This is a genomic window from Rhodococcus sp. JVH1, from assembly GCF_000280725.2.
GTDB classification, from domain to species: Bacteria; Actinomycetota; Actinomycetes; order Mycobacteriales; family Mycobacteriaceae; genus Rhodococcus_F; species Rhodococcus_F jostii_A.
Genome location: NZ_CP166289.1, coordinates 793,121 through 818,466 on the forward strand (window position 1 = coordinate 793,121; position 25,346 = coordinate 818,466).

Genomic DNA, 25,346 nt, shown 5'->3' on the forward strand with positions numbered 1-25,346 from the left:
CGCCGGACCGCGGTTTCTCTAGCGCAGACCGATGCCGCGCGCGAGGGCGGTGTCGACCAGGGTCGAGACGAGGGTGCCGTAGTCGACGCCCACCGCGCCCCACATGCGCGGGTACATCGAGATCGACGTGAATCCCGGCATCGTGTTGATCTCGTTGATCACCGGGCCGTCCTCGGTCACGAAGAAGTCGACCCGCGCGAGACCCTGGCAGTCGAGCGCGGAGAACGCGCGCACCGCGAGTTCGCGGATCTCGTCGCTGACCGATTCGTCGAGTTTCGCGGGCACGTCGAACTCGCACACGTCATCGAGGTATTTGCTGTCGAAGTCGTAGAACGCCTCGTCGTCGCCAGCGCCTTCCGGCATCCGGATCTCGGCGATGACGCTGGCCCGCACGTCACCGTCCGGGAACTCGAGGACTCCACACTCGACCTCGCGGCCGATGATCCCCGATTCGACGATCACCTTGGGGTCGTGCAGGCGGGCGTGGGCGATGGCGTCGTCGAGCGCGGCCCACTCGGCCACCCGGGTGATACCGATCGACGATCCGCCACGGGCCGGCTTCACGAACACCGGGAGGTGGAGGCGGGACTTCTGTTCGTCGGTCAGTGTGGCGGTGCCCGGTCGCAGGACGACCTGGAACCCGATGGGCAGGCCTTCCGCGGCGAGCAGCTTCTTCGTGAATTCCTTGTCCATACCGGCAGCGCTGGCGAGTACGCCGGGACCGACGTACGGGACACCTGCGAGTTCGAGCAGGCCTTGGATCGTGCCGTCCTCGCCATAGGCGCCGTGCAGGACGGGAAAGACGACGTCGACCGAGGCCAGGATCTTGCCCGCTTCGCCGTCGTCGAGGGCGACGAGGTCGCCGGACCGTGTCGGGTCGGCGGTGAGGGCCAGCGCGGACCCGTCGGCATCGACGCTGGGCAGTGCCCGGCCGCGGATGGACAGCGTTTCGGGGTCGGTGGAGCCGAGGACCCACGAGCCCTCCGTGGTGATGCCGATCGGCACCACCTCGTACCGTTCCGGGTCGAGGTTCCTCAGGACGCTTCCGGCCGACACACAGGACACGGAATGCTCGTTGCTGCGGCCACCGAAGATGACGGCTACCCGGGTACGCGGTTTACTCACGACACAAACCGTACCGTCGCCGCGACACGCTCACCGCACCCACCTCTCCTCATATTTCCTTCGCCGACCTCACGACACGTCGAGCCCTGCACTCACAATGCGGACAGGGCCTGCTCGAGATCGGCGACGAGGTCTTCGGTGTCCTCGATTCCGCACGAGATCCGCACGAACCCGTCGGGTACCGGGTCTCCCCACCGGGCCCGGCGGTCGGCGCTGGTGTGGATGCCACCGAAGCTCGTCGCGGGCACGAGGAGTTCACTTCCGGCCACGAGTCGGTGGAACTGTTCGGCGGAGTCCGCCTCGAAGCTCACCAGCCCGCCGAATCGACGCATCTGACCGGCGGCGACGGCGTGCGCAGGATCTCCGGGCAGACCCGGATACCGGACGCGGTGGGCCGCCGGGTGTGACTCGAGCAGGACCGCCACGGCAAGGGCGTTGGCGCACTGACGCTCGAAACGCAGACCGGCCGTCCCGAGACTCCGGTGGGCGAGCCACGTCTCGAACGGCCCCAGCACCGTGCCCGACAGGGCCCTCTCGCGTTCCATCCCGGCCAGGAAGTCGGCGTCCGACGCGGCGATGTATCCCATGAGGAGATCACTGTGACCGCTCAAAGCCTTTGTGCCACTAGCGACTACCACGTCGGCACCGAGTTCGAGCGGTTGCTGGCCGAGCGGGGTGGCGGTCGTGTTGTCCACCACGAGAACGGCGCCCGCGTTCGCGCACTGCTCGGACACGGCGCGTAGATCCACTACGTCGAGGGAGGGGTTGGCCGGAGTCTCGGCCACCACCACCGTCGTCCCCTCGGCGGACGCCAGCAGTGCGGCGGCCGCCTCGCCGGCCATGTCGGCGGTCCTCAGTTCGTGCACGGTGATGCCCATCGGCTCCAGGCGCTCCCGCGCGTACGCGCGCACCTGGTAGTAGCCGTCGGACGGAACGACCACGGTGTCGCCGGCGGTGAGCAGACTCCTCAGCACGACGGTGACCGCCGACATCCCGGAGCCGACGACGAGCGCGCCCGCGGCGCCTTCGAGCGTCGCCAGCGCCGATTCGAGGTCGCGCCAGCCCGGATTGGAGGCACGCGCGTAGGTGTCGGACTCGGTTCCCTCGTCCGCGCTCAGCTGATACGGCGCCGCGAAAACCGGCCCCCTCTGCATCGGCGAGCCGGGAACATTTTCTGCGGCAACGGCTTTGACGCAGCGGGTGGAATCACCACTCACGAGCTCACTCCGGCTTCGTGCGACGGCCGAGCAGCTGACCGATCGCGTCCTGCACCACGACGCCCTCGTGGCACACCCGGTGCACGGCATCGGTCAGCGGCATCTCGACGTCGTAACTGGCCGCGAGAGCCCGCACGGACGAGCACGATTTCACACCCTCGGCGACCTGACCGTGAGTAGCCGCCTGGGCACTCTCGATCGAACCACCCTGACCGAGGCGTTCACCGAACGACCGATTGCGCGACAGGGGCGACGTGCACGTCGCAACCAGATCGCCCACTCCCGCGAGACCCGCGAGGGTGGCAGGTTTCGCACCGAGGGCCACTCCCAGCCGGATGATCTCGGCGAGACCACGAGTGATGATGCTCGCAATCGTGTTCTCTCCCAGACCGATTCCCGATGCCATACCGCAGGCGAGGGCGATGACGTTCTTGCAGGCGCCACCGATCTCACACCCGATGACGTCCGAATTCGTGTACGGACGGAAGTATCCGGTGGCCGAGGCCTTCTGCAGTTCCAGTGCCCGCGTCGAATCCGTGCACGCGACGACCGTCGCCGCCGGTTGACCGATCGCGATCTCCCGGGCCAGATTGGGCCCGGACAGCACGGCTACACGCCCCGGGTCTGCGCCGGTGACCTGGATGATCACCTGACTCATCCGCATGAGGGTGCCGGTTTCGATGCCCTTGGCGAGGCTCAGCAGGGTGGCGTCCTCGGGGATCATCGGACTCCAGACCTGCAGATTGTCGCGCAGGGACTGCGACGGCACCGCGAGGACGACGATGTCGGCGCCGTCGAGTGCGGCCCGCGCGTCGTCGGTGGCGGTCAACGACGGAGGCAGGGCGATGCCCGGCAGGTAGTCCGCGTTCTCGTGCCGCGACACGATCGATTCGGCGACCTCAGCGCGTCGCGCCCACATGGTGACATCGGTCCCGGCATCGGCCAGGACCTTCGCAAATGCAGTCCCCCATGAACCCGCTCCCAGTACCGCAGCCTTGCTCACACAGCCCCCTCGTCGTTCGTTACCCGATGCGTCGCCCACAGTATTGCCGATGCCGAGGTCGGGCGCCGCCCCGCTACCGAACTCGTTCGCTGCTCAGCCGCGACCGGGCGTCCGGAGCACCGCCCCGCGCGGGCTGGCAAGATATCCGCATGAGCACAGCGACCCGATCCGTGGCGCCGCGCGCGCACGTTCTCGTCGCGGTGAAGGAACTCCACGCGGCCAAGACGCGGCTGTCGAGTGTCTTCGACACGGCGGACCGCACCGGACTGGTCCTGTCGATGCTGCGCGACACCCTGGCCGTCGTCAGCGACGTCGCGACGGTCGTCGGTGTCACCGTGGTCACGCCGGATCCCGCGGTGGCGCGGCTCGCGCGCAGTGTCGGCGCGCACGTCTACGCCGACCCCGCACCCGTTTCCGCCGAGGATCGGCCGGACGAGGGCGGCACCGAGCACAGCCTCAATGCGGCGCTGTCGGCGGCGGCCGAGCACGTCCGCCGCAACGAGCGCGGAGTCGACGTCGTCGCACTGCAGGCCGACCTTCCGTCTCTGCGCGGAGGCGAATTCGGTGAAGCACTCGCCGCGGCGAGAACCGGTGGCAGGTCGGTCGTCGTCGATCATCACGGCACCGGAACCGCCGCACTGTTCTCCTGCGACCCGGAGATTCCGCTCGATCCCCGGTTCGGACCGGGATCGGCGAAGCGGCATCTCGAGTCCGGGGCGCGGCCCCTCGACGGGCACTGGCCCGGTCTGCGAACCGACGTCGACACCGCCGACGATCTCGATGCCGCGCAGGCTCTCGGCGTCGGACCTGCGACGCGTGCCGCCCTCGACGCTCTCGAACACACCGCCCCCTCGCGCTGCGGAAACGAGTAGGCCGCGCGCGCCGTGTGAATTTGCCCCATCGATTGTCGGCGGCCGAATTCTCGAGGGATGATCGTGGAGTGAGTAACCGAGAAGCACTCGACCAGCAGACCGACGTCGACGGAAAGAACGGAACCCGCGACAGCATCGTCACGGCCAATCCCACGAACGTTCCGATGGCGCCACCCGCTGCGACGAGTGCCCTCACCAGCGCGCTGACCGACGGACTCCCCGAAGATCGTTACCTGAACCGCGAACTCAGTTGGCTCGATTTCAATGCCCGTGTCCTCGCCCTCGCCGAGGACACGTCGCTGCCGTTGCTCGAGCGCGCCAAGTTCCTCGCCATCTTCGCGTCCAATCTCGACGAGTTCTTCATGGTCCGCGTGGCCGGACTCAAGCGCCGCGACGAGACCGGGCTGTCCGTGCGGTCCGCCGACGGTCTCTCCCCGCGCGAGCAGCTCTCGCTGATCGCGACCCGGACCCAGGAGATCTCGGAGAAGGCCGCACGGGTCTTCCTCGACTCCGTTCGTCCCGCGCTTGCCGCCGAAGGGATCTCCATCATCGGATGGGACGATCTCACCGACGACGACCGCGAGCGCTTGTCGGTGCATTTCCAGGACCAGATCTTCCCCGTGCTCACTCCGCTCGCCGTCGACCATGCCCACCCGTTCCCGTACATCAGCGGGCTGAGTCTCAACCTCGCGGTGACGGTGAAGGATGCGGTGACCGGTGGCGAACACTTTGCGAGGGTCAAGGTTCCGGACAACGTGGGCCGGTTCGTCCGCGTCCGCCGCGACGAAACGCCCTCCTCCATCGACGCGTTCCTGCCCCTGGAAGATCTGATCTCCGCTCACCTCGACATGCTGTTCCCGGGCATGGAGATCGTGGAGCACCACGCGTTCCGGATCACGCGCAACGCCGATTTCGAGGTCGAGGAAGACCGCGACGAGGATCTTCTGCAGGCCCTCGAGCGTGAGTTGGCCCGCCGCCGCTTCGGTTCACCGGTGCGGCTCGAGGTCGCGGACGACATGACCGAGCACATGCTCGAACTTCTCCTGCGCGAACTCGACGTCGATCCCGGCGACGTCATCCAGGTACCCGGATTGCTGGATCTGTCGTGCCTGTGGCAGGTGTACGCGGTCGACCGACCCGCCCTCAAGGACGCACCGTTCGTCCCGGCAACGCATCCGGCGTTCGGCGAGAGAGAAACACCCAAGAGCGTCTTCTCCACACTCCGCGACGGCGACGTCCTGGTCCACCACCCGTACGACTCGTTCTCCACGAGCGTCCAGCGCTTCATCGAACAGGCCGCGGCCGACCCCCAGGTTCTGGCGATCAAGCAGACGCTCTACCGCACTTCGGGCGACTCCCCCATCGTCGATGCATTGATCACCGCCGCTGAGGAGGGCAAACAGGTTGTGGCACTGGTCGAGATCAAGGCGCGATTCGACGAGCAGGCGAACATCAAGTGGGCCCGCAAGCTCGAACACGCGGGTGTGCACGTGGTGTACGGACTCGTCGGGCTCAAGACCCACTGCAAGACGTGTCTCGTGGTCCGTCGCGAAGGGTCCACCATCCGGCGTTACTGCCACATCGGTACCGGCAACTACAACCCGAAGACTGCCCGCCTGTACGAAGACATCGGCCTCCTCACCGCCGCACCCGAGATCGGCGCGGACCTCACCGACCTGTTCAATTCCCTCACCGGCTACTCGCGGAAGACGCAGTATCGCAACCTGCTCGTCGCGCCGTACGGGGTGCGCCGGGGAATCATCGAGCGGATCGACGGTGAAATCGCCCACAAACTGCGGGGCGAGGACGCCGGAATCCTGCTGAAGGCCAACGCCTTGGTCGACGAGCAGGTGATCGACTCGCTCTACCGCGCGTCCCGGGCCGGTGTGCCCGTCGAAATCGTCGTGCGTGGCATCTGCGCCCTCAAACCCGGAGTTCCCGGCCTGAGTGAGAACATCCACGTCCGGTCGATTCTCGGACGATTCCTCGAGCATTCCCGGGTGTTCCATTTCCGCGGCGCCGACGAATACTGGATCGGCAGCGCAGACATGATGCACCGCAACCTCGACCGACGCGTCGAGGTCATGGCGCAGGTGAAAGATCCTCGGCTCACTGCTCAGATAGGCGAGATCGTCGATTCCGCGCTCGATCCCGTCACGCGGTGCTGGGTGCTCGGGTCCGACGGCCGGTGGGTTCCGTCGCCTGCCCGCGGCGAGGAGGTTCGCGACCACCAGGAGGCCATGATGCGCAAACGAATGGGCACCGGATCCTGATCGCGGCGAGTCCGCGGCAGAAGGAAGGAACTCGGTGAGCAGTTCACCCGGCAAACCGGTCAAAGCCAATATCTTCGCTGCTGGGGCAGTGCTGTGGCGAAAGTCTCCCGGCAATCCCGACGAGATCGAGATCGCGCTCATTCACCGGCCCAAATACGAGGACTGGTCATTTCCGAAGGGAAAGCTCGACCCCGGAGAGACCGCCGTGGTGGCCGCACTGCGTGAGGTGGAAGAAGAGACGGGTATTCGCGGGCGCCTCGGCCGGCATCTGGGCGCGTTGACATATCCGATTCCGGGCCACCGCCGATTGAAACGAGTCGAGTACTGGGCGGCAGAAGCCCGCGCCGGTGAATTCGTCTCCAACAGCGAAGTGGACGAGATGCGGTGGCTTCCCGTATCCGAGGTGGCCGATCAACTGTCGTATCCCATGGATCGCAAGATGCTCCGCCGATTCACGGCCCAGCCACCCGACACCGCGACCGTGCTCCTGGTCCGGCACGCCAAGGCTGGAAGCCGGAAGCGGTACAAGGGCGACGACACCACCCGGCCCCTGGATACGAACGGCCTACACCAGGCCGAGGCGCTCGTCCCGCAACTCGAAGCGTTCGGGGCCACCGTCATCACGTCCGCCGACCGGACGCGGTGCACACAGACGGTCGAGCCGCTGGCGCGCGCGCTGGACACGACCGTCCGGTTGGATCCGCTGCTGTCCGAGGAGAGTTACACCGCCGACCCGGTGGCCACCCGCACGAGGGTCCGTAAGATCGCCGCTCTCGGCGGAGTTCAGGTGATCTGCAGTCAGGGAGGCGTCATTCCCGATCTGCTCGACTGGTGGGCGGAGAACGACGGCATCACACTTCCCCCGGCGCGGAACAGGAAGGCGAGCACCTGGGTGCTTTCGCTGTCCGGCGGCAAACTCATCGCCGCCGATCACATCGACAGTCCGCTGCCTCCCACTCGGAAGGACTGAGCCCTACCGGCCGGAGTTCACCGGGAGGCCAGGAGAACACTGACAGGCGCCAACCCCCAGGGTCGGCGCCTGTCAGTGTTCGGGCAGTCCCGTGTGCGCTGTATTACTTGGCGCGCTTCGCGGGAGCCTTCTTTGCTGCGGTCTTCTTGGCAGCCGTGGTCTTGGCCGGAGCCTTCTTGGCTGCAGTCTTCTTGGCTGCAGTCTTGGCCGGAGCCACCTTCTTCGCCACGGTCTTCTTCGCAGCCGTGGTCTTGGCCGGAGCCTTCTTGGCTGCAGTCTTCTTGGCTGCAGTCTTGGCCGGAGCCACCTTCTTCGCCACGGTCTTCTTCGCGGCCGTGGTCTTGGCCGGAGCCTTCTTGGCTGCGGTCTTCTTCGCGGCTGTGGTCTTGGCCGGGGCCGCCTTCTTGGCTGCGGTCTTCTTGGCAGCCGTCTTCTTTGCAGCAGCCTTCTTGGCGGCAGCCTTGGTGGCGGGCGCCGCTGCGCCGCGCTTGACTGCCGGACCGGTGGCCGGAAGCTTCTGGCCGCCAGCGATAACCGCCTTGAACTGAGCGCCCGGACGGAACGCCGGCACCGACGTCGGCTTGACCTTGACGGTCTCACCCGTGCGCGGGTTGCGTGCGACACGTGCTGCGCGACGACGCTGCTCGAAGACGCCGAAACCGGTGATGGTCACGCTGTCGCCGCGGTGCACTGCCCGGACGATCGTGTCCACGACATGCTCGACAGCTTCCGTTGCCGTGCGCCTGTCCGTGCCCAGTTTCTCGGTCAGAACATCGATGAGCTCTGCCTTATTCATTGAAATTCCTCCGCGAACTAATGGTCCATCATCGGACCGACTACGAACTACGGTAAACCTGAATACCGCAGGAGTCTATGTGCCACGCCAATTCTCATACAACGCGGCACCATTCTCAGGAACTTATTATCTGGCAGACAGGGCTCCTATTCCAACTTTCAGTCGGCAGGAGTGGGCTCCGGAAGAGTCGCAGGTTTCCAAGAAGGCCTTGACTTTTCGAACTCGGAAATGGCTTCTACCTGCCGTAATGTCAATCCGATGTCGTCCAGACCCTCGATCAGACGCCACCGCGTGTAGTCATCAATCGCAAAGGGCACCACGGTGGTTCCGGCCGTCACAGTCTTGTTCTCGAGGTCGACAATCAATTCGAGACCGGGTTGCTCGTCGAGCAACTTCCAGAGCAGTTCGACGTCCGACTGGGCCACCTGAGCGGCCAGCAGACCGGCCTTGCCGGCGTTCCCCCGGAAGATGTCGGCGAAGCGAGACGCGATCACGACCCGAAATCCGAAGTCGGATAGCGCCCACACGGCGTGCTCGCGGGAGGAGCCCGTGCCGAAATCGGGCCCGGCCACCAGAATGCTGCCCTTGTCGTATGGGGCGACGTTCAGAACGAAGTTCGGATCGTTCCGCCACGCGGCGAACAGACCGTCCTCGAAACCGGTGCGGGTCACTCGTTTCAGGTAGACCGCCGGAATGATCTGGTCCGTGTCCACGTTGGATCGCCGCAGCGGAACGCCGATACCTTTGTGTGTGCTAAAGGATTCCATCGAAAAATCTCCTAAATTCCTTGGGTCCTAGGCCAGATCTGTCGGCGCGGACAGTGTTCCCCGGACTGCGGTCGCGGCGGCGACCAGCGGCGAAACCAGGTGAGTCCGGCCGCCCTTGCCTTGACGGCCTTCGAAATTGCGGTTGGACGTGGAGGCCGAACGCTCGCCGGGCGCGAGCTGATCCGGGTTCATCCCGAGGCACATCGAGCACCCCGCCTGCCGCCATTCGGCGCCCGCGGCGGTGAAGATCTCGCCGAGACCCTCCTTTTCGGCCTGCGCACGAACGCGCATCGAGCCCGGCACGATCAGCATCCGGACCCCGTCGGCGACGTGGCGGCCACGCAACACGTCGGCCACGGCCCGCAGATCCTCGATCCGACCGTTGGTGCACGAACCCACGAAAACTGTGTCGATCGCCACCTCACGCAACGGAGTTCCGGCTTCGAGACCCATGTAGGTCAACGCCTTCTCCGCGGCGTGACGCTCGCTCTCGTCCACGATCTCGGCCGGATTCGGCACGGCCTCGCCGAGCGGCAGCCCCTGCCCCGGGTTGGTGCCCCAGGTCACGAACGGCGTCAGGGAACTCGCGTCGATGTGGACCTCGTTGTCGAAAACCGCACCCTCGTCGGTCTTCAACTGCTCCCAGGCCTCCACCGCGGCGTCCCAGTCGGCGCCCTTCGGCGCGTGGGGACGTCCCTTGATGAATTCGTAGGTGATCTCGTCGGGGGCGATCATGCCTGCCCGCGCACCCGCCTCGATGGACATGTTGCAGACGGTCATCCGCGCTTCCATCGACATCTTCCGGATCGCTTCGCCGCGGTACTCCAGGACGTAGCCCTGGCCTCCGCCCGTTCCGATCTTCGCGATGACGGCCAAAATGAGATCTTTACTCGTCACGCCGTCGGGCAATTCGCCGTCCACGGTGATCGCCATCGTCCGGAAAGGACGCAACGACAACGTCTGCGTCGCCATGACGTGTTCGACCTCACTGGTGCCGATGCCCATCGCGAGCGCGCCGAAGGCGCCGTGGGTGGACGTGTGGCTGTCACCGCACACCACGGTCATGCCGGGCTGGGTGAGACCCAGCTGGGGTCCGACGACGTGGACGATGCCCTGGTCGATGTTTCCCATCGGGTGCAGCCGGACACCGAATTCCTCACAGTTGCGCCGCAGCGTGTCCACCTGAGTCTTGGAGACGGGGTCGGCGATCGGCTTGTCGATGTCGACGGTGGGGACGTTGTGGTCCTCCGTGGCAATCGTCAGGTCGGGCCGGCGCAGCGGGCGCCCCGCCAGCCGAAGTCCGTCGAATGCCTGCGGACTCGTCACTTCGTGAACGAGATGCAGATCGATGTAGATGAGGTCGGGGTTGTCTCCCTCACCCCGGACCACGACGTGGTCGTCCCACACCTTCTCTGCCAGGGTGCGTGCTTTCTCCGCCATCTTCTCCACCTCTGTGTGTCCTCTCGCACCGCGGGCTTCGGGCCGGTCCGCCGTGCGCTTGATGTCGTTACCCTCTTCCCGGACACGCACTCGACGTGAGACGAAGGTGCGCTATGATCCCAGTATGCGAGAAAGTGGTATCGACCTATGAGACAGCATAGCGGCATCGGAGTCCTTGACAAAGCGGTGGGCGTGCTGCATGCCGTGGCCGAGAAGCCCTGCAGCCTCACCGAACTGTGCTCGCGCACCGGACTCCCCCGCGCCACCGCCCACCGGCTGGCCGTCGGGCTCGAGGTCCACCGCCTCTTGACCCGCGACTCCGACGGGCTGTGGTGCCCCGGTCCCGGCCTCGCCGAACTCGCTGCAACGGCTAACGATCCGCTCGTCTCGGCGGCGGCGCTCGTCCTTCCGCGGCTGCGCGAGATCACCGGTGAGAGCGTGCAGTTGTACCGCCGGGAAGGCACCCAGCGCATCTGTGTGGCGGCGATGGAGCCGCCCACGGGTCTCCGCGACACCGTTCTCGTCGGGGCACGACTGCCGATGAGCGCCGGCTCGGGCGCCAAGGTCCTTCTCGCCTGGGCCGACCCACAGACCCAGCGCGCGATTCTTCCCGACGCGGCGTTCGGCGAACGCGTGCTGCTCGAGGTCCGCAGGCGCGGCTGGGCACAGAGCGCCGCCGAGCGGGAACCCGGTGTCGCCAGTGTCGCCGCACCCGTGCGGGATGCCGGCGGCGCTGTCATCGCAGCAATTTCGGTGTCCGGTCCCATCGACAGAATGGGCAGGCGACCCGGCGCCCGGTGGGCGGCCGACCTTCTCGCCGCCGCCGAGGCGTTGCACAAGAGGCTCTGATCGACCACGACCGACGTTCACCGCGACAGGAGAAGCCGATGGGGAAGAACCAACGATCGCAGATCACGATGACGGATTCGGAGATCGCCGAATTCGTGGATCGGAGCCGGATCGCCACGCTCGCAACGGTGGCAGCGGACGGCCGGTCCCATCTGGTCGCCATGTGGTACGCCGTGATCGACGGCGAGATCTGGTTCGAGACGAAGTCGAAATCGCAGAAGGCGGTCAACCTGCGCCGTGACGACCGCGTCACCGTCCTGATCGAGGACGGCCAGACGTACGACACCCTGCGCGGAATCTCCGTCGAGGGCCGGGCGGAGATCGTGGAGGACCCGGACGCGATGCTCGCGGTCGGCGTCAGCGTGTGGGAACGGTACACCGGTCCCTACACCGACGATCTGCGTCCCGCCATCGATCAGCTGCTGCACAAGCGGGTTGTCGTGCGGATCGTTCCCGAGCGCATCAGAAGCTGGGATCACGCCAAGCTCGGCCTGCCCGCGATGCCGGTGGGCGGGACCACGGCCGCGTACCTGGAGACGTCCGACCGCCGCGCCTGACGCCGCGCAGAAAAAACGGGAGCATTCTCGGTGCCCTCGGCGTAGCTTCACAGAGTGAACCGGCTACCCGAGGGAGTTCACCATGACCGACGCCAGCAACGAGGACACGAAAAAGAAATTCCGCGAAGCACTCGAGCGGAAGAATCATCAGGCCGGACTGTCCACCGATCACAAGGACGGACATTCCAAGGCGCACGAGGCGCATGGGCCTGCCGACCACAAACGCGAATTCCGCCGCAAGACGGGATAAACGACATATCGTCCGGATAAAAAGAAACACCCTCCAATTTCTTGGAGGGTGTTTCTTTTTGTAGCCCCGACGGGATTCGAACCCGCGCTACCGCCTTGAGAGGGCGGCGTCCTAGGCCGCTAGACGACGGGGCCAGGAACTTTGTCTTGCTTTGGAAGCTCAGCAAGCATAGCTTCCAGAAGTTCGGAGTCAAAATCGGCCGAACTTCCGCTGGGGTACCAGGACTCGAACCTAGAATGGCGGTACCAGAAACCGCTGTGTTGCCAATTACACCATACCCCAATGGCCGTTCTCGAACCGCTGAGCTTCTGGGCTCTGCGGCCCGCCTCGGGCCGAAGAAGAGATTACCAGCCTACTGCCGGGATTTACCAAATCGTCTGGTCAGAGGCTGTTTTTACACCCTTTTCGGCCCGAGAGCGGCGTCCTAGCCGGCGACGCCGGCCCGCGCAGAGCGCAGCCGGGACAGCGACACGTCGCGTCCGAGCAGTTCCATCGATTCGTAGAGCGGCGGGCTGATGTGCGAGCCCGTCACGGCCACCCGAACCGGCGCGAACGCCTTACGTGGCTTGAGGCCCAGTTCGTCCACGAGAGCGGTCTTGAGGGCCTCTTCCAGTGAGGCCGCATCCCATGCCTCGACTGCGTCCAGCGACGCGAGGGCGGCGTCGAGAACCGGTGCGGAGTCGGCGCCCAGGTTCTTGGCAGCGGCGGCCGGGTCGATCGCGAAGTCGGCCTCGTCGACGAACAGGAACTTCAGCAGATCCCAGGCGTCGGACAGGACCACGATGCGCGTCTGGACCAGTTCGGCGGCGGTCGCGAAGACGGACTCGTCCACGGTCTCCCCGAGATGACCGTGGAGCGTCAGGAACGCGCGCAGGCGCGCGGCGAAATCAGCGGGCTCGAGCAGCCGGATGTGCTCGGCGTTGATCGCGTCGGCCTTTTTCTGGTCGAACCGGGCCGGATTGGAATTGACCTTGGAGATATCGAAGGCGGCGACCATCTCGTCCAGCGAGAACACGTCGTGGTCGTCGGAAATGCCCCAGCCCAGCAGCGCCAGGTAATTCAACAATCCCTCCGGAACGAAACCGCGGTCTCGATGGATGAAGAGGTTCGACTCGGGATCGCGCTTGGACAGTTTCTTGTTGCCCTGCCCCATGACGAACGGCAGATGCCCGAACCTCGGAGTGAAATCGGCCACGCCGATCCGCTGCATCGCCTCGTAGAGGGCGAGCTGCCGCGGCGTCGACGACAGCAGGTCCTCGCCGCGCAGCACGTGTGTGATCTTCATCAACGCGTCGTCGACCGGGTTGACCAACGTGTACAGCGGAATCCCGTTGCCGCGGGTGAGGGCGAAGTCGGGAACGGTTCCGGCCTTGAACGTCGTCTCGCCGCGCACGAGGTCGTCCCACGTCAGGTCGTGGTCCGGCATCCGCAGCCGGACCACTGGCTTGCGGCCCTCGTCGAGGAACGCCTGTCGCTGATCCGGCGTCAGATCACGATCGAAGTTGTCGTAGCCGAGCTTGGGATCGCGGCCGGCCGCCTTGTGCCGCTCCTCGACCTCCTCGGGCGTCGAGAACGACTCGTACGCCTCGCCCGCCGCGAGCAGTTTCGCGACGACGTCCAGATGCAGGTCCCGTCGCTGGGACTGACGGTAGGGCTCGTACGGTCCCCCGACCTCGGGGCCCTCGTCCCAGTTCAATCCGAGCCAGCGCAGCGCGTCCAGGATCGCCTGGTACGACTCCTCGCTGTCACGGGCAGCATCGGTGTCCTCGATGCGGAACACGAACGACCCACCGTTGTGACGGGCGAACGCCCAGTTGAACAGGGCGGTTCGGACGAGCCCCACATGCGGGGTTCCGGTGGGCGACGGGCAGAAACGGACGCGAACTTCGCTTGTGGTCATGGCTCACTTGGGTCGACGCTGGGAAAACGGACTCCTACAGGCTAGTCCGCTCCCGATGTCGACACGAGAGCCGTCAGCGCTTGGCGGTCACCGGATTGGTGAGGGTGCCGATGCCACCGATGGTCACGCTCACGCTCTGGCCGTCCACGATCGGACCGACGCCTTCCGGGGTACCCGTGAGAATGACGTCGCCCGGGAGCAGCGTCATGACGGCCGACACCCATTCGATGATCTTCGGAATGTCGTGCAGCAGAAGCGAAGTGTTGCTCCGCTGCTTCACCACTCCGTCCACCTCGGTGGTGATGTCGACGTCGGACGCGTCGAGCTGGGTCTCGATCCACGGTCCCAGTGGGCAGAACGTGTCGTGGCCCTTCGCTCTCGTCCACTGCCCGTCGTGGCGCTGGTGGTCACGGGCCGTCACGTCGTTGGCGGCGGTGTACCCGAGCACCACGTCGAGGGCCTTGGCTGCGGGCACATCCTTGCAGGGGCGCCCGATGACGACCGCGAGTTCTCCTTCGTAGTGAACTTCATTGGAGGACTTCGGCAGGACGATTGCGGCGTCGGGGCCCACGATCGAGGTGTTGGGCTTGAGGAAGATCACAGGATCGGCCGGCGCCTCTCCCCCCATCTCGGCGGCGTGGGCGGCGTAGTTCTTTCCGATCGCGACGACCTTGCTGGCGAGGATCGGTGCCAGCAGTCGCACGTCGGCGAGCGGCCAACTCCGGCCGGTGAAAGTGGGGGTGCCGAACGGGTGCTCGGCGATCTCCTTCGCGATCCGGGACTCCTCGTCCCCCTCGATACTGACGAACGCAACACCATCGGGACTTGCCACTCGACCAAGACGCATGGCGCCGAGTCTATCGGCCCGGGTTCACCGCCGTGCCGGGACGCCGGGGGACGCGGGGTATAGACTCCGTATGCTCCCCAATATATGAGACTGCAATCCTAGATATTGAGATGACATGACTGCATCGATCGACACGCCGTCCGCCGTCGGAACTGCCCGCAGATGGTGGATGCTCACCCTCGGGATGTTCGCCCAGGCCGCACAGGCGGTCTTCGTCAACGGCGTCGCCTTCCTGATCCCCGAACTCCAGGAGAATCACGGGCTCAGCCTCGCCCGCACCGGACTCCTCGTCGCCGCACCCACCCTCGGAGTCATGCTGACGCTGATCGCGTGGGGCGCCCTCGCCGATCGCTACGGCGAACGCCGAGTGCTGGCCGCCGGGATGGCGGCCACGGCGGCTGCGGGAATCGGCGCGGCCCTGTCCGGATCACTCACGGCCACCGCGGCCTTCCTGCTGCTCGGCGGCATGGCGGCCGCCTCGGCGAATGCCGCGAGCGGACGCGTCGTCGTCGGATGGTTCCCGCCCGAGCGCCGCGGACTGGCGATGGGTATCCGGCAGATGTCGCTGCCGCTCGGCATTGCCTGCGCTGCGCTGACGCTGCCCTCGGTCGCACACGACCACGGCATCGGATGGGCGCTCGCGCTGCCCGCCATCCTGTGCGCGACCGCCGCGCTGGCCTGTGCACTCTGGATTGTCGATCCGCCCAGGCCGAGCCGAAGCGCCGCGGCGGATCTCGGCATGCTCGCGAATCCGTATCGCGACAGCAGCACACTGTGGCGCATCCACGCCGTCTCGGTGCTGCTCGTCGTGCCCCAGTACACGGTGTGGACCTACGCGCTCGTGTGGCTGATCTCCGAAAGGCATTGGGAAGCAACGGCGGCAGGCCTGATCGTGACGTTCGCCCAGATCCTCGGCGCGTTCGGCCGGATGGGAGTCGGTTTCTGGTCCGACGTGGTGGGCAGTCGTATGCGTCCGCTTCGCTGGGTCGCCCTCGCCGGCGGAGTGTCCATGGTGGCGCTCGCCGTGACGGATGCGATGGATACACCGGTGGCGATCGTGGCGCTGCTCGCGGCGTCGGTCGCGACGGTGGCACCGAACGGCCTCGCCTTCACCGCGGTCGCCGAGATCGCGGGCCCGTTCTGGGGCGGACGCGCGCTCGGTGTCCAGAACACCGGTCAGTTCGTCGCGGCCTCGATCGTTCCCCCGGTGTTCGGCGCACTGATCGGAATCGTCGGTTTCCCGGTGACTTTCGCCATAGCTGCGGCATTTCCGGCAGCCTCGATACCACTGATCCCCGTGGCCCGGTCCGAAGACCGGGCCACAGGGATCGAGGGAGACAAGATCGAATCGCGGTCCTAGAGGGCGGCGGCGATCCGGTCGCCGACCTCCGACGTGACGACCGGCGAGTCGCCGCGGGACGCCAGATCGGCCTCGACGGCAGCTTCGATGCGCGCGGCATCGCCGTCCCGGCCGAGGTGACGCAGCAGCAGCGCCGCGGACAGGATGGCCGCCGTGGGATCCGCGATCCCCTGGCCGGCGATGTCCGGGGCGCTGCCGTGCACCGGCTCGAACATCGACGGGTTCGTCCCCGACGCGTCGATGTTCCCCGACGCCGCCAGTCCGATGCCTCCCGTGACCGCACCCGCGAGGTCGGTGATGATGTCGCCGAACAGGTTGTCCGTGACGATCACGTCGAATCGCGACGGATCGGTGACCATGTAGATGGTGGCCGCGTCGATGTGGCAGTACGCCGTCTCCACGTCCGGGTATTCGGCCGACACCGTCTCCACGGCACGCGTCCAGATCGCACCGGCGTTGGAGAGGACGTTCGTCTTGTGGATCAGGGTGACGTGCTTACGCCGGGTCTGCGCGAGCGCGAACGCGTACCGCACCACCCGCTCGGCACCGAACCACGTGTTGATCGACACCTCGGTCGCGATCTCGTGCGGGGTGCCGACGCGAATCGCGCCACCGTTGCCGGTGTACGGACCCTCGGTGCCCTCGCGCACGACCACGAAGTCGATGTCCGGCTGCGCCGCGAGCGGCGACTTCGACCCCGGATAGAGCTGCGACGGACGCAGATTCACGTGATGATCCAACGCGAATCGCATGTTCAGCAGCAGCCCCCGCTCGAGCACACCCGGCGTCACCGACGGGTCGCCGATGGCGCCCAGCAGAATCGCGTCGTGCTCGCGGATCGCCGCGAGATCGGCATCCGGGAGCAGTTCCCCGGTGGCTTTGTATCGACGGGCACCGAGGTCGTACTCGGTGGTCTCGAGATCGGGTACGAGCTTCCGCAGCACCTTCAGTGCCTCGGCCGTGACCTCGACACCGATGCCGTCACCCGGAATGACCGCAAGCTTCATGAACGCCTCACTTCACATAGAGCTGTGCGCGTGCCACGACAACGGGGGTCGTGACACGCGCACAGTGGGGATTAGGCCAGGTTGACGAGCTCGATCTTGGTGGCGCCGACGGCGGTGGAGATCGCGTCCCGCACCTCGCTCGGCACCTCCCGGTCGACGCGGAGGAGGATGGTCGCACCCTCGCCCTCGGCGTCCTGGCTGAGCTGCGCAGCCTGGATGTCGATGCCGGCGTTGCCGAGCTGCGTGCCGATCTTGCCCAGCGCGCCGGGCTGATCGGTGTAGTTCACCACCAGGTTGAGACCCTCGGCGCGCAGTTCGAAGTTGCGGCCGTTGATGTTGACGATCTTCTCGACCTGCTGCGGGCCTGTCAGCGTGCCCGAGACGTTGATGACGCTGCCGTCGCCGAACACGGCGCGCAGGTCCACCACGCTGCGATGGTTGGGGCTTTCGGCGGCCTTGGTGACCTCGGCCGTGACGCCGCGCTCTTCCGCGAGTGCGGGAGCGTTGACGAACGTGACCGCGTCCTCGATGACGGCGGAGAACACACCGCGCAGAGCCGAGAGCGCGAGCACCTCGACGTCCTCGGAGGCCAGCTCGCCGCGCACGTCGACCGAGAGGTTGACGGGCAGTTCACCCGACAGGGCCCCGATGAGCACACCCTGCTTGCGGACGATCTCGAGCCACGGGGCAACTTCCTCGCCCACGGCGCCACCCGACACGTTGACGGCGTCGGGAACGAAATCGCCTGCGAGAGCGAGCAGTACGGACTTCGCGACGTCGGTTCCGGCGCGGTCCTGAGCCTCGCTCGTGGAGGCACCGAGGTGCGGCGTCACGACGACCTCGGGCAGGTCGAACAACGGGCTGTCGGTGCAGGGCTCGGTCTCGAACACGTCGAGGCCCGCGGCGCGCACGTGACCCGACTTGATGGCCTCGGCCAGCGCTGCCTCGTCGATCAGACCGCCACGGGCGGCGTTGACGATGACGACGCCCTTCTTGGTCTTCGCCAGGTTCTCCGTGCCGAGCAGTCCCTTGGTCTCGGGAGTCTTGGGGAGGTGCACAGAGATGAGGTCGGCGCGCTCGAGCAGTTCGTCGAGGGTGACGAGCTCGATGCCGAGCTGCGCGGCACGGGCGGCCGACACGTAGGGGTCGTACGCGATGACGTGCGTCTCGAACGCGGCGAGCCGCTGCGCGAACAGCTGGCCGATGCGGCCGAGGCCGACGACGCCGACGGTCTTGCCGAAGATCTCGACGCCGTTGAACTTGCTGCGCTTCCATTCACGGTCGCGCAGGGTGGCGTCGGCCGCGGGGATCTGGCGCGCGGTGGCGAGCATCAGTGCGACGGCGTGCTCGGCTGCCGTGTGGATGTTGGAGGTCGGCGCGTTGACGACCATGACACCACGCTCGGTGGCGGCGGCCACGTCGACGTTGTCGAGGCCGACGCCGGCCCGGGCGACGATCTTGAGCTTGGTACCGGCCGCCAGGACCTCGGCGTCCACGGTGGTGGCGGAACGGACGAGGATCGCGTCGGCCTCGGGCACCGCCGCGAGCAGGGCCGGGCGATCAGGTCCGTCGACCCATCGCACCTCCACACCGTCGCCCAATGCCTCGACGGTGGACGGCGCGAGCTTGTCGGCGATCAGAACTACAGGACGGCCTGGCTGGCTCACGTGCAAACTCCCTGAATAGGTGGGTGTGGGGGTGTTTTAACCACACACAGCTTAGTCCGCCCTGACAGGGAAACCGCATCCTGGTCTGCAATACCACATAGTGGACGCCTGCAACAACGGAATCGGACACGAAACAACACCGGCCCAATGTCACATCGGGGGCCTCTGACGAGACCGATGCGGCATCGGGCCGGTGGTTCGGTGGAACAGAAAAGCAGTGAAACCTAGGCGGTTTCGGTGATCGGCCGGTCGACCCAGCTCATCAGGTCGCGCAGCTTCTTGCCGGTGACCTCGATGGGGTGCTCGGCGTTGGCCTTGCGCAGGCCCTCGAGCTCGGTGTTGCCGTTCTCGACGTTGGCGACGAGGCGGCGGGTGAACTCACCCGACTGGATGTCGGCCAGGATCGCCTTCATGCGCTCCTTGGTGCCGGCGTCGATGACGCGCGGGCCGGAGAGGTAGCCACCGAACTCCGCGGTGTCGGACACCGAGTAGTTCATGCGGGCGATGCCACCCTCGTACATGAGGTCGACGATGAGCTTGAGCTCGTGCAGCACCTCGAAGTACGCCATCTCGGGCGCGTAGCCGGCCTCGACCATGACCTCGAAACCGGTCTTGACCAGTTCCTCGGTGCCGCCACAGAGCACGGCCTGCTCGCCGAAGAGGTCCGTCTCGGTCTCTTCCTTGAACGTGGTCTTGATGACGCCGGCGCGGGTGCCGCCGATGCCCTTGGCGTAGGACAGCGCGAGGGCCTGGCCCTCACCCTTCGGGTCCTGGTCGATCGCGATGAGCGCGGGAACACCCTTGCCGTCGACGAACTGACGCCGCACCAGGTGGCCGGGGCCCTTGGGGGCGACCATGCCGACGGTGACGAACTCCGGAGCCTTGATCAGGTCGAAGTGGATGTTGAGGCCGTGTCCGAAGAACAGCGCGTCGCCGTCCTTCAGGTTGGGCTCGATGTCATTGGTGAAGATCGACGCCTGCGCGGTGTCGGGTGCGAGCACCATGATCACGTCGGCCCACTCGGAGACCTCGGCGGGGGTACCGACGGTCAGGCCCTGCTCCTCGGCCTTCGCGCGGGACTTCGAGCCTTCCTTGAGGCCGATACGCACATCGACGCCCGAGTCGCGCAGGCTCAGCGAGTGCGCGTGGCCCTGGCTTCCGTAACCGATCACAGCGACCTTACGGCCCTGGATGATCGACAGATCGGCATCGTCGTCGTAGAACATCTCGACTGCCACAGTTCAACCTCTTTCTTGGATTTGCGTATCTAAAGTACTAGCGAGTGGCCGTGATGGACTTCGGCCCCCGTCCCACGGCCACGACCCCGGACTGCACGATCTCCCGGATACCGTACGGATCAAGCATCCGCAGCAGCGCATCCAGCTTGGATCGCGTTCCAGTCGCCTCGATCGTGACCGACTCCGGGGAGACGTCGATCACCTTGGCGCGGAACAGATTCACCGTCTCGATCACCTGCGTGCGCACGCTGGCGTCGGCTCGCACCTTGATGAGCACCAGCTCGCGGGCGACGGAGGCCTCACCGTCCTGCTCGACGATCTTGATGACGTTGATGAGCTTGTTGAGCTGCTTGGTCACCTGCTCGAGCGGGAACTCGTCGACGGTCACGACGATGGTCATGCGGGAGATCTCGGGAAGCTCGGTGCCACCGACGGCGAGCGACTCGATGTTGAACCCACGACGCGAGAACAGCGCGGCCACCCTGGCCAGCACGCCCGGCTTGTCCTCGACGAGAACACTGAGGGTGTGGCTGGTGCTCACTGATCTTCCTCCCCGGCCGCTGCGGCCGTGCCCGAACGCTGCTCGCGCTCCATGGCCTCGTGAATGACGGCCGGCTCGGCGGCCGCCTCGTCGTCGTCGAACAGCGGACGGATGCCCCGCGCCGCCATGATCTCGTCGTTGCTCGTGCCCGCAGCGACCATCGGCCACACCTGGGCGTCGGCGCCGACGATGAAGTCGATCACCACCGGCTTGTCGTTGATGGCCTGCGCCTCACGGATCGCCGCCTCGACGTCTTCTTCGCGCTCGACGCGAATGCCGTGGCAGCCCAACGCCTCCGCCAGCTTGACGAAGTCGGGGATGCGGATTGCGCCATGCGTGCCGAGGTTGGTGTTGGAGTAGCGCTCGTCGTAGAACAGCGTCTGCCACTGGCGCACCATGCCGAGGTTGCCGTTGTTGATGAGCGCAACCTTGATCGGGATGCCCTCGAGCGCGCAGGTGGCGAGTTCCTGATTGGTCATCTGGAAGCAGCCGTCACCGTCGATGGCCCACACCTCGGTGTCGGGCATGCCCATCTTGGCGCCCATCGCGGCGGGAACGGCGTAGCCCATCGTGCCGAGACCGCCGGAGTTCAGCCAGGTGCGCGGCTTTTCGTAGTTGACGAACTGCGCCGCCCACATCTGGTGCTGTCCGACGCCGGCGCAGTAGATCGCGTCGGCACCGGCGAGCTTGCCGACCGCCTGGATCACGTACTCCGGGGACAGCGCCCCGTCGGACGGACGGTCGTAGCTGAGCGGGTACGTGCGACGAATTCCGTCGAGGTACGCCCACCACTCGGTGAGGTCCAGCGTGGTTCCCGTGGCCAGGTCGGCCTTGATCGCCTCGATCAGTTCGACGATGACCTCTTTGCAGTCGCCGACGATCGGGACGTCCGCGTACCGGTTCTTGCCGATCTCCGCCGGGTCGATGTCGGCGTGGATGACCTTGGCATCGGGGGCGAACGAATCGAGCTGACCGGTGACGCGGTCGTCGAAGCGCGCACCGAGCGTGATCAGCAGGTCGCTGCGCTGCAGTGCCGCCACCGCCGCGACCGTGCCGTGCATGCCGGGCATGCCGCAGTTCAGCGTGTGGCTGTCCGGGAACGCGCCGCGCGCCATGAGGGTGGTGACCACCGGAATGCCGGTGAGCTCGGCCAGTTCGAGCAGTTCCGGAGACGATTCCGACTTGATGACGCCGCCACCGACGTACAGCACCGGGTGCTTCGCGTCGGCGATCAGGCGGGCCGCCTCGCGGACCTGCTTGCCGTGCGGCTTGGTGACGGGACGGTATCCGGGCAGCCGCATCTCCGGCGGCCACGAGAACGTGGTCTGCGCCTGGAGGACGTCCTTCGGGATGTCGACGAGCACCGCGCCGGGACGACCGCTGGAGGCGAGGTAGAAGGCCTCCGCGATGATCCGGGGGATGTCGACGCCGTCGGTGATGAGGAAGTTGTGCTTGGTGATCGGCATCGTGATGCCGGAGATGTCGGCTTCCTGGAACGCGTCCGTGCCGATGAGACTGCGGCCGACCTGGCCGGTGATGGCCACGACCGGAACGGAGTCCATCTGCGCGTCGGCGAGCGGCGTCACGAGGTTGGTCGCACCGGGACCGGACGTCGCCATACAGACGCCGACCTTGCCGGTCGCCTGGGCGTACCCGGTGGCGGCGTGGCCTGCGCCCTGCTCGTGACGGACGAGCACGTGCCGGACCTTCTTCGAGTCGAAGAGCGGGTCGTAGACAGGCAGAACGGCACCACCCGGAATGCCGAATACCGTGTCGACCTCGAGCTCCTCGAGGGCTCGGACCACGGACTGGGCGCCGCTGACCCGCTCGGGGGCGAGTTGGCGGCGGCTACCGGTCTGAGTCGCGGCGGCCGCGGTCGTCGGGCTTGCTGCCCCCGACTTGCGCGGCGTGGGTTGAGGCCGTGCGGTTGGTGCGCTCACTGGGAAATCCTCTGATTCTGGCTCCGGGCAACAAAAAACCCCCGTCAGCTGATGCTGTACGAGGGTGGCGCGTCGTTATCTGGCGAGTTGAAGGAATCGACTCAGGCGACGACGCGCCGGCCGATTACGAGCAACTCATTCTGTTTCACGCGCTCGACGGTAGGCGCGCTAATAGTGAACAGTCAACTTGGTGAGTCGGCCGTCCCAGAATATGAGATACATCGGCTGCGGTGCGAAGATGTAGAGGTGTCAACCTCGCAGCAGCCCGTGCCACCAGAATCATCATCCCACACCACGAACCCGCCCAAGCAGGTCATCCGGATTTCTCCCCTGGCCTATCTGGGATGCGCCTTCCTCCTGTTCGCCGTGTCGTTCCCCATCTTCGGCTGGCCCGCCGCCTTCGGCTGGCTCGTGATCGCCCCGATCGTCGCGGTGGCCTGGGTCGCGCGGGTGCGCACCACCGTCACGCCCGATGGACTCGAAGTGCGCCGGCTGTTCGGCGGCCGCTCGCTGGCGTGGTCCGAGATCACGGGATTCCGCTTCCCCAAGCGCGGCTGGGCCCGGGCGACGCTGACGGACGGGAGCGAGGTGACCCTTCCCGTCGTCACGTTCGACCGGCTTCCCGACATCGCCGAGGCGAGCGGCGGCCGCATCACCGACCCTTACGCGGCAGCCGCCGCGGCGGACGAAGCAGCCCACCACGCCGATGCGGGATCGAACGGCGGGCAGCCGGTGAAGAACCGGCCGGACACAGACGGGGAATAGTGCGCGAGTAGCGTTTGTCAGTACTTCCGTACGCTGACTAAGGAATACGCTCATGCCCCCGCTGAGGTCCCGAACCACCACCGCAGGACGAAATGCCGCAGGCGCCCGCGCACTGTGGCGCGCCACCGGAATGACCGACTCCGACTTCGGGAAGCCGATCGTCGCGATCGCGAACTCGTACACGCAGTTCGTTCCCGGGCACGTCCACCTGAAGAACGTCGGCGACATCGTCGCCGACGCCGTCCGCGCCGCCGGTGGTGTACCTCGCGAGTTCCACACGATCGCCGTCGACGACGGCATCGCGATGGGACACGGCGGCATGCTGTATTCCCTTCCCAGCCGCGAGATCATCGCCGACTCCGTCGAGTACATGGTCAACGCGCACACCGCCGACGCACTCGTCTGCATCTCCAACTGCGACAAGATCACTCCCGGAATGCTCAATGCCGCATTGCGTTTGAACGTTCCGACCGTGTTCGTGTCGGGCGGCCCGATGGAGGCCGGCAAGGCGGTGGTGGTGAACGGTGTCGCCCAGGCACCGACCGACCTCATCACGGCGATCTCGGCGAGCGCCAACGACGAGGTCGACGAGGAAGGTCTGTCCGAGGTCGAGCGCAGCGCCTGCCCGACGTGCGGGTCGTGCTCGGGCATGTTCACCGCGAACTCCATGAACTGCCTCACCGAGGCGCTCGGTCTGGCGTTGCCGGGCAACGGTTCCACGCTGGCCACCCACGAGGCCCGTCGCGCGCTGTTCACCCGCGCGGGCACCACCGTCGTCGAAGCCGCCCTGCGGTACTACCGGGACGAGGACGACTCCGTCCTTCCCCGTAACATCGCGACGCCCGCCGCATTCCGCAACGCGATGGCACTGGACGTCGCAATGGGCGGTTCCACCAACACGGTCCTGCACACCCTCGCGGCCGCGCAGGAGGGTGAGGTCTACGACTTCGACCTCGACAAGATCGACGAGATCAGCCGCAAGGTGCCGTGCCTGTCGAAGGTCTCCCCCAACTCGGACTACCACATGGAGGACGTGCACCGGGCGGGCGGAATCCCCGCCATCCTCGGCGAACTCCGCCGGGCCGGCCTGCTCGAGAGCGACGTCTCGACCGTGCACACCGAGAGCTTCGACGAGTGGCTCGACACGTGGGACATCCGGTCCGGCAAGGCATCCGACGAGGCAGTCGAACTCTTCCACGCCGCACCCGGCGGTGTCCGCACCACCGAACCGTTCTCGACGAACAACCGCTGGTCGTCGCTCGACACGGACGCCGCCAACGGTTGCATCCGCGACTTCGAGCACAAGCACACGGTCGAAGGCGGCCTGGCCGTGCTGCGCGGAAACATCGCCGTCGACGGCGCCGTCATCAAGACGGCGGGCATCGACGAAGACCTGTTCCACTTCCAGGGACCCGCGCGCGTCGTGGAGTCTCAGGAAGAGGCGGTGTCGGTGATCCTCGGGAAGAAGATCCAGCCCGGTGAGGTCCTCGTCGTGCGTTACGAGGGTCCTGCAGGCGGACCGGGCATGCAGGAGATGCTGCACCCCACCGCATTCCTCAAGGGCTCCGGCCTCGGAAAGAAGTGTGCGCTGATCACCGACGGCCGATTCTCCGGCGGTTCCTCGGGACTGTCCATCGGCCACATCTCCCCCGAGGCCGCCAGCGGCGGCGCCATCGGCCTGGTGGAGGACGGCGACCAGATCCTCATCGACATCGCGACCCGCACGCTGAAGCTCCTCGTCGACGACGCGGTGCTCGCCGAGCGCCGGGCGAAGATGGAGTCGTCCGAGCGTCCGTGGCAGCCGGTGAACCGCGAACGCACCGTCACCACCGCCCTGCGGGCGTACGCCGCGCTGGCCACGTCCGCAGACAAGGGCGCGGTCCGTCAGGTCCCCTGACGCACTCGTACCGGGCGCACCGAACAGACACGCAGCCGGGTGCCGCAGCAGGAGCTTCCTGCCGC

Annotated in this window: 22 protein-coding genes and 2 tRNA genes; 9 read left to right on the forward strand and 15 right to left on the reverse strand. The window is 66.5% G+C overall.

Annotated elements, in window-relative coordinates:
* Nucleotides 1–18: 18 nt before the first annotated feature.
* The 3 genes from JVH1_RS03750 to JVH1_RS03760 all read right to left on the reverse strand — a co-directional run bounded on the left by JVH1_RS03750 (nt 19) and on the right by JVH1_RS03760 (nt 3,345).
* Nucleotides 19–1,125: a D-alanine--D-alanine ligase family protein gene (locus tag JVH1_RS03750; protein ID WP_009479693.1), complete on the reverse strand. Its 1,107-nt coding sequence runs from the start codon at nt 1,123–1,125 to the stop codon at nt 19–21.
* Nucleotides 1,126–1,217: 92 nt separating this feature from the next.
* Nucleotides 1,218–2,342: a cystathionine gamma-lyase gene (locus JVH1_RS03755; protein ID WP_009479692.1), complete on the reverse strand. Its 1,125-nt coding sequence runs from the start codon at nt 2,340–2,342 to the stop codon at nt 1,218–1,220.
* Nucleotides 2,343–2,346: 4 nt separating this feature from the next.
* Nucleotides 2,347–3,345 carry an NAD(P)H-dependent glycerol-3-phosphate dehydrogenase gene (locus tag JVH1_RS03760; RefSeq protein WP_009479691.1) on the reverse strand — a complete coding sequence of 333 codons (999 nt, stop codon included), beginning with the start codon at nt 3,343–3,345 and terminating at the stop codon, nt 2,347–2,349.
* 149 nt (nt 3,346–3,494) lie between these two features.
* On the opposite strand from JVH1_RS03760, the gene cofC reads away from it, so the two are divergent.
* The 3 genes from cofC to JVH1_RS03775 all read left to right on the forward strand — a co-directional run bounded on the left by cofC (nt 3,495) and on the right by JVH1_RS03775 (nt 7,460).
* Complete coding sequence (gene cofC, locus JVH1_RS03765; protein ID WP_043782267.1) at nt 3,495–4,217, forward strand: 2-phospho-L-lactate guanylyltransferase; 723 nt, start codon at nt 3,495–3,497, stop codon at nt 4,215–4,217.
* A 68-nt stretch (nt 4,218–4,285) separates the two neighbouring features.
* On the forward strand, nt 4,286–6,490 hold the full coding sequence (locus JVH1_RS03770) for an RNA degradosome polyphosphate kinase (protein ID WP_009479689.1): 2,205 nt from the start codon (nt 4,286–4,288) through the stop codon (nt 6,488–6,490).
* Nucleotides 6,491–6,524: 34 nt separating this feature from the next.
* Nucleotides 6,525–7,460, forward strand: coding sequence for an NUDIX hydrolase (locus JVH1_RS03775; RefSeq protein ID WP_009479688.1), 936 nt, complete (start codon nt 6,525–6,527; stop codon nt 7,458–7,460).
* 103 nt (nt 7,461–7,563) lie between these two features.
* On the opposite strand, the gene JVH1_RS03780 is transcribed toward JVH1_RS03775, so the two are convergent.
* From JVH1_RS03780 to leuC, 3 genes are all read right to left on the reverse strand, one after another.
* Nucleotides 7,564–8,256 (reverse strand): HU family DNA-binding protein, encoded by a 693-nt coding sequence (locus tag JVH1_RS03780; protein ID WP_011598380.1) that lies wholly within the window; start codon nt 8,254–8,256, stop codon nt 7,564–7,566.
* Between the two features lie 158 nt (nt 8,257–8,414).
* Nucleotides 8,415–9,023: a 3-isopropylmalate dehydratase small subunit gene (gene leuD, locus JVH1_RS03785; protein ID WP_009479686.1), complete on the reverse strand. Its 609-nt coding sequence runs from the start codon at nt 9,021–9,023 to the stop codon at nt 8,415–8,417.
* Between the two features lie 27 nt (nt 9,024–9,050).
* Nucleotides 9,051–10,472, reverse strand: coding sequence for a 3-isopropylmalate dehydratase large subunit (gene leuC, locus JVH1_RS03790; protein WP_009479685.1), 1,422 nt, complete (start codon nt 10,470–10,472; stop codon nt 9,051–9,053).
* 138 nt (nt 10,473–10,610) lie between these two features.
* Here leuC and JVH1_RS03795 point away from each other — a divergent pair, with 138 nt between their 5' ends.
* The 3 genes from JVH1_RS03795 (at nt 10,611) to JVH1_RS03805 (ending at nt 12,119) form a co-directional block, all read left to right on the forward strand.
* Nucleotides 10,611–11,312, forward strand: a complete 702-nt coding sequence (locus tag JVH1_RS03795; RefSeq protein ID WP_005240398.1) for an IclR family transcriptional regulator — start codon at nt 10,611–10,613, stop codon at nt 11,310–11,312.
* 38 nt (nt 11,313–11,350) lie between these two features.
* Nucleotides 11,351–11,869 carry a pyridoxamine 5'-phosphate oxidase family protein gene (locus JVH1_RS03800; protein WP_009479683.1) on the forward strand — a complete coding sequence of 173 codons (519 nt, stop codon included), beginning with the start codon at nt 11,351–11,353 and terminating at the stop codon, nt 11,867–11,869.
* Between the two features lie 82 nt (nt 11,870–11,951).
* Nucleotides 11,952–12,119: a DUF5302 domain-containing protein gene (locus JVH1_RS03805; RefSeq protein WP_005240394.1), complete on the forward strand. Its 168-nt coding sequence runs from the start codon at nt 11,952–11,954 to the stop codon at nt 12,117–12,119.
* 61 nt (nt 12,120–12,180) lie between these two features.
* On the opposite strand, the gene JVH1_RS03810 is transcribed toward JVH1_RS03805, so the two are convergent.
* The 4 genes from JVH1_RS03810 to JVH1_RS03825 all read right to left on the reverse strand — a co-directional run bounded on the left by JVH1_RS03810 (nt 12,181) and on the right by JVH1_RS03825 (nt 14,866).
* Nucleotides 12,181–12,253, reverse strand: a tRNA-Glu gene (locus tag JVH1_RS03810).
* A gap of 76 nt (nt 12,254–12,329) precedes the next feature.
* Nucleotides 12,330–12,401: transfer RNA gene (locus JVH1_RS03815), tRNA-Gln, on the reverse strand.
* Nucleotides 12,402–12,543: 142 nt separating this feature from the next.
* Nucleotides 12,544–14,019, reverse strand: coding sequence for a glutamate--tRNA ligase (gltX, locus tag JVH1_RS03820; protein ID WP_011598377.1), 1,476 nt, complete (start codon nt 14,017–14,019; stop codon nt 12,544–12,546).
* A 73-nt stretch (nt 14,020–14,092) separates the two neighbouring features.
* Nucleotides 14,093–14,866, reverse strand: coding sequence for a fumarylacetoacetate hydrolase family protein (locus JVH1_RS03825; RefSeq protein WP_009479681.1), 774 nt, complete (start codon nt 14,864–14,866; stop codon nt 14,093–14,095).
* A gap of 115 nt (nt 14,867–14,981) precedes the next feature.
* Between JVH1_RS03825 and JVH1_RS03830 the strand changes: the two genes are divergently transcribed.
* Nucleotides 14,982–16,226: an MFS transporter gene (locus JVH1_RS03830; RefSeq protein WP_009479680.1), complete on the forward strand. Its 1,245-nt coding sequence runs from the start codon at nt 14,982–14,984 to the stop codon at nt 16,224–16,226.
* On the opposite strand, the gene JVH1_RS03835 is transcribed toward JVH1_RS03830, so the two are convergent.
* The 5 genes from JVH1_RS03835 to JVH1_RS03855 form a co-directional block, all read right to left on the reverse strand.
* Complete coding sequence (locus JVH1_RS03835) at nt 16,223–17,233, reverse strand: 3-isopropylmalate dehydrogenase (RefSeq protein ID WP_009479679.1); 1,011 nt, start codon at nt 17,231–17,233, stop codon at nt 16,223–16,225. The genes JVH1_RS03830 and JVH1_RS03835 overlap by 4 nt on opposite strands.
* 71 nt (nt 17,234–17,304) lie before the next feature.
* Nucleotides 17,305–18,900 carry a phosphoglycerate dehydrogenase gene (serA, locus tag JVH1_RS03840; RefSeq protein ID WP_009479678.1) on the reverse strand — a complete coding sequence of 532 codons (1,596 nt, stop codon included), beginning with the start codon at nt 18,898–18,900 and terminating at the stop codon, nt 17,305–17,307.
* A gap of 224 nt (nt 18,901–19,124) precedes the next feature.
* Nucleotides 19,125–20,126, reverse strand: a complete 1,002-nt coding sequence (ilvC, locus tag JVH1_RS03845; RefSeq protein WP_061700158.1) for a ketol-acid reductoisomerase — start codon at nt 20,124–20,126, stop codon at nt 19,125–19,127.
* A 49-nt stretch (nt 20,127–20,175) separates the two neighbouring features.
* Nucleotides 20,176–20,679, reverse strand: a complete 504-nt coding sequence (gene ilvN / locus JVH1_RS03850; RefSeq protein ID WP_005240383.1) for an acetolactate synthase small subunit — start codon at nt 20,677–20,679, stop codon at nt 20,176–20,178.
* Nucleotides 20,676–22,619, reverse strand: a complete 1,944-nt coding sequence (locus JVH1_RS03855; protein ID WP_009479676.1) for an acetolactate synthase large subunit — start codon at nt 22,617–22,619, stop codon at nt 20,676–20,678. The genes ilvN and JVH1_RS03855 overlap by 4 nt, the downstream gene beginning before the upstream one ends.
* A gap of 267 nt (nt 22,620–22,886) precedes the next feature.
* Here JVH1_RS03855 and JVH1_RS03860 point away from each other — a divergent pair, with 267 nt between their 5' ends.
* Nucleotides 22,887–23,384 (forward strand): PH domain-containing protein, encoded by a 498-nt coding sequence (locus JVH1_RS03860; RefSeq protein ID WP_009479675.1) that lies wholly within the window; start codon nt 22,887–22,889, stop codon nt 23,382–23,384.
* Nucleotides 23,385–23,436: 52 nt separating this feature from the next.
* Complete coding sequence (gene ilvD, locus JVH1_RS03865) at nt 23,437–25,281, forward strand: dihydroxy-acid dehydratase (protein WP_005240376.1); 1,845 nt, start codon at nt 23,437–23,439, stop codon at nt 25,279–25,281.
* The last annotated feature ends 65 nt before the right edge of the window (nt 25,282–25,346 follow it).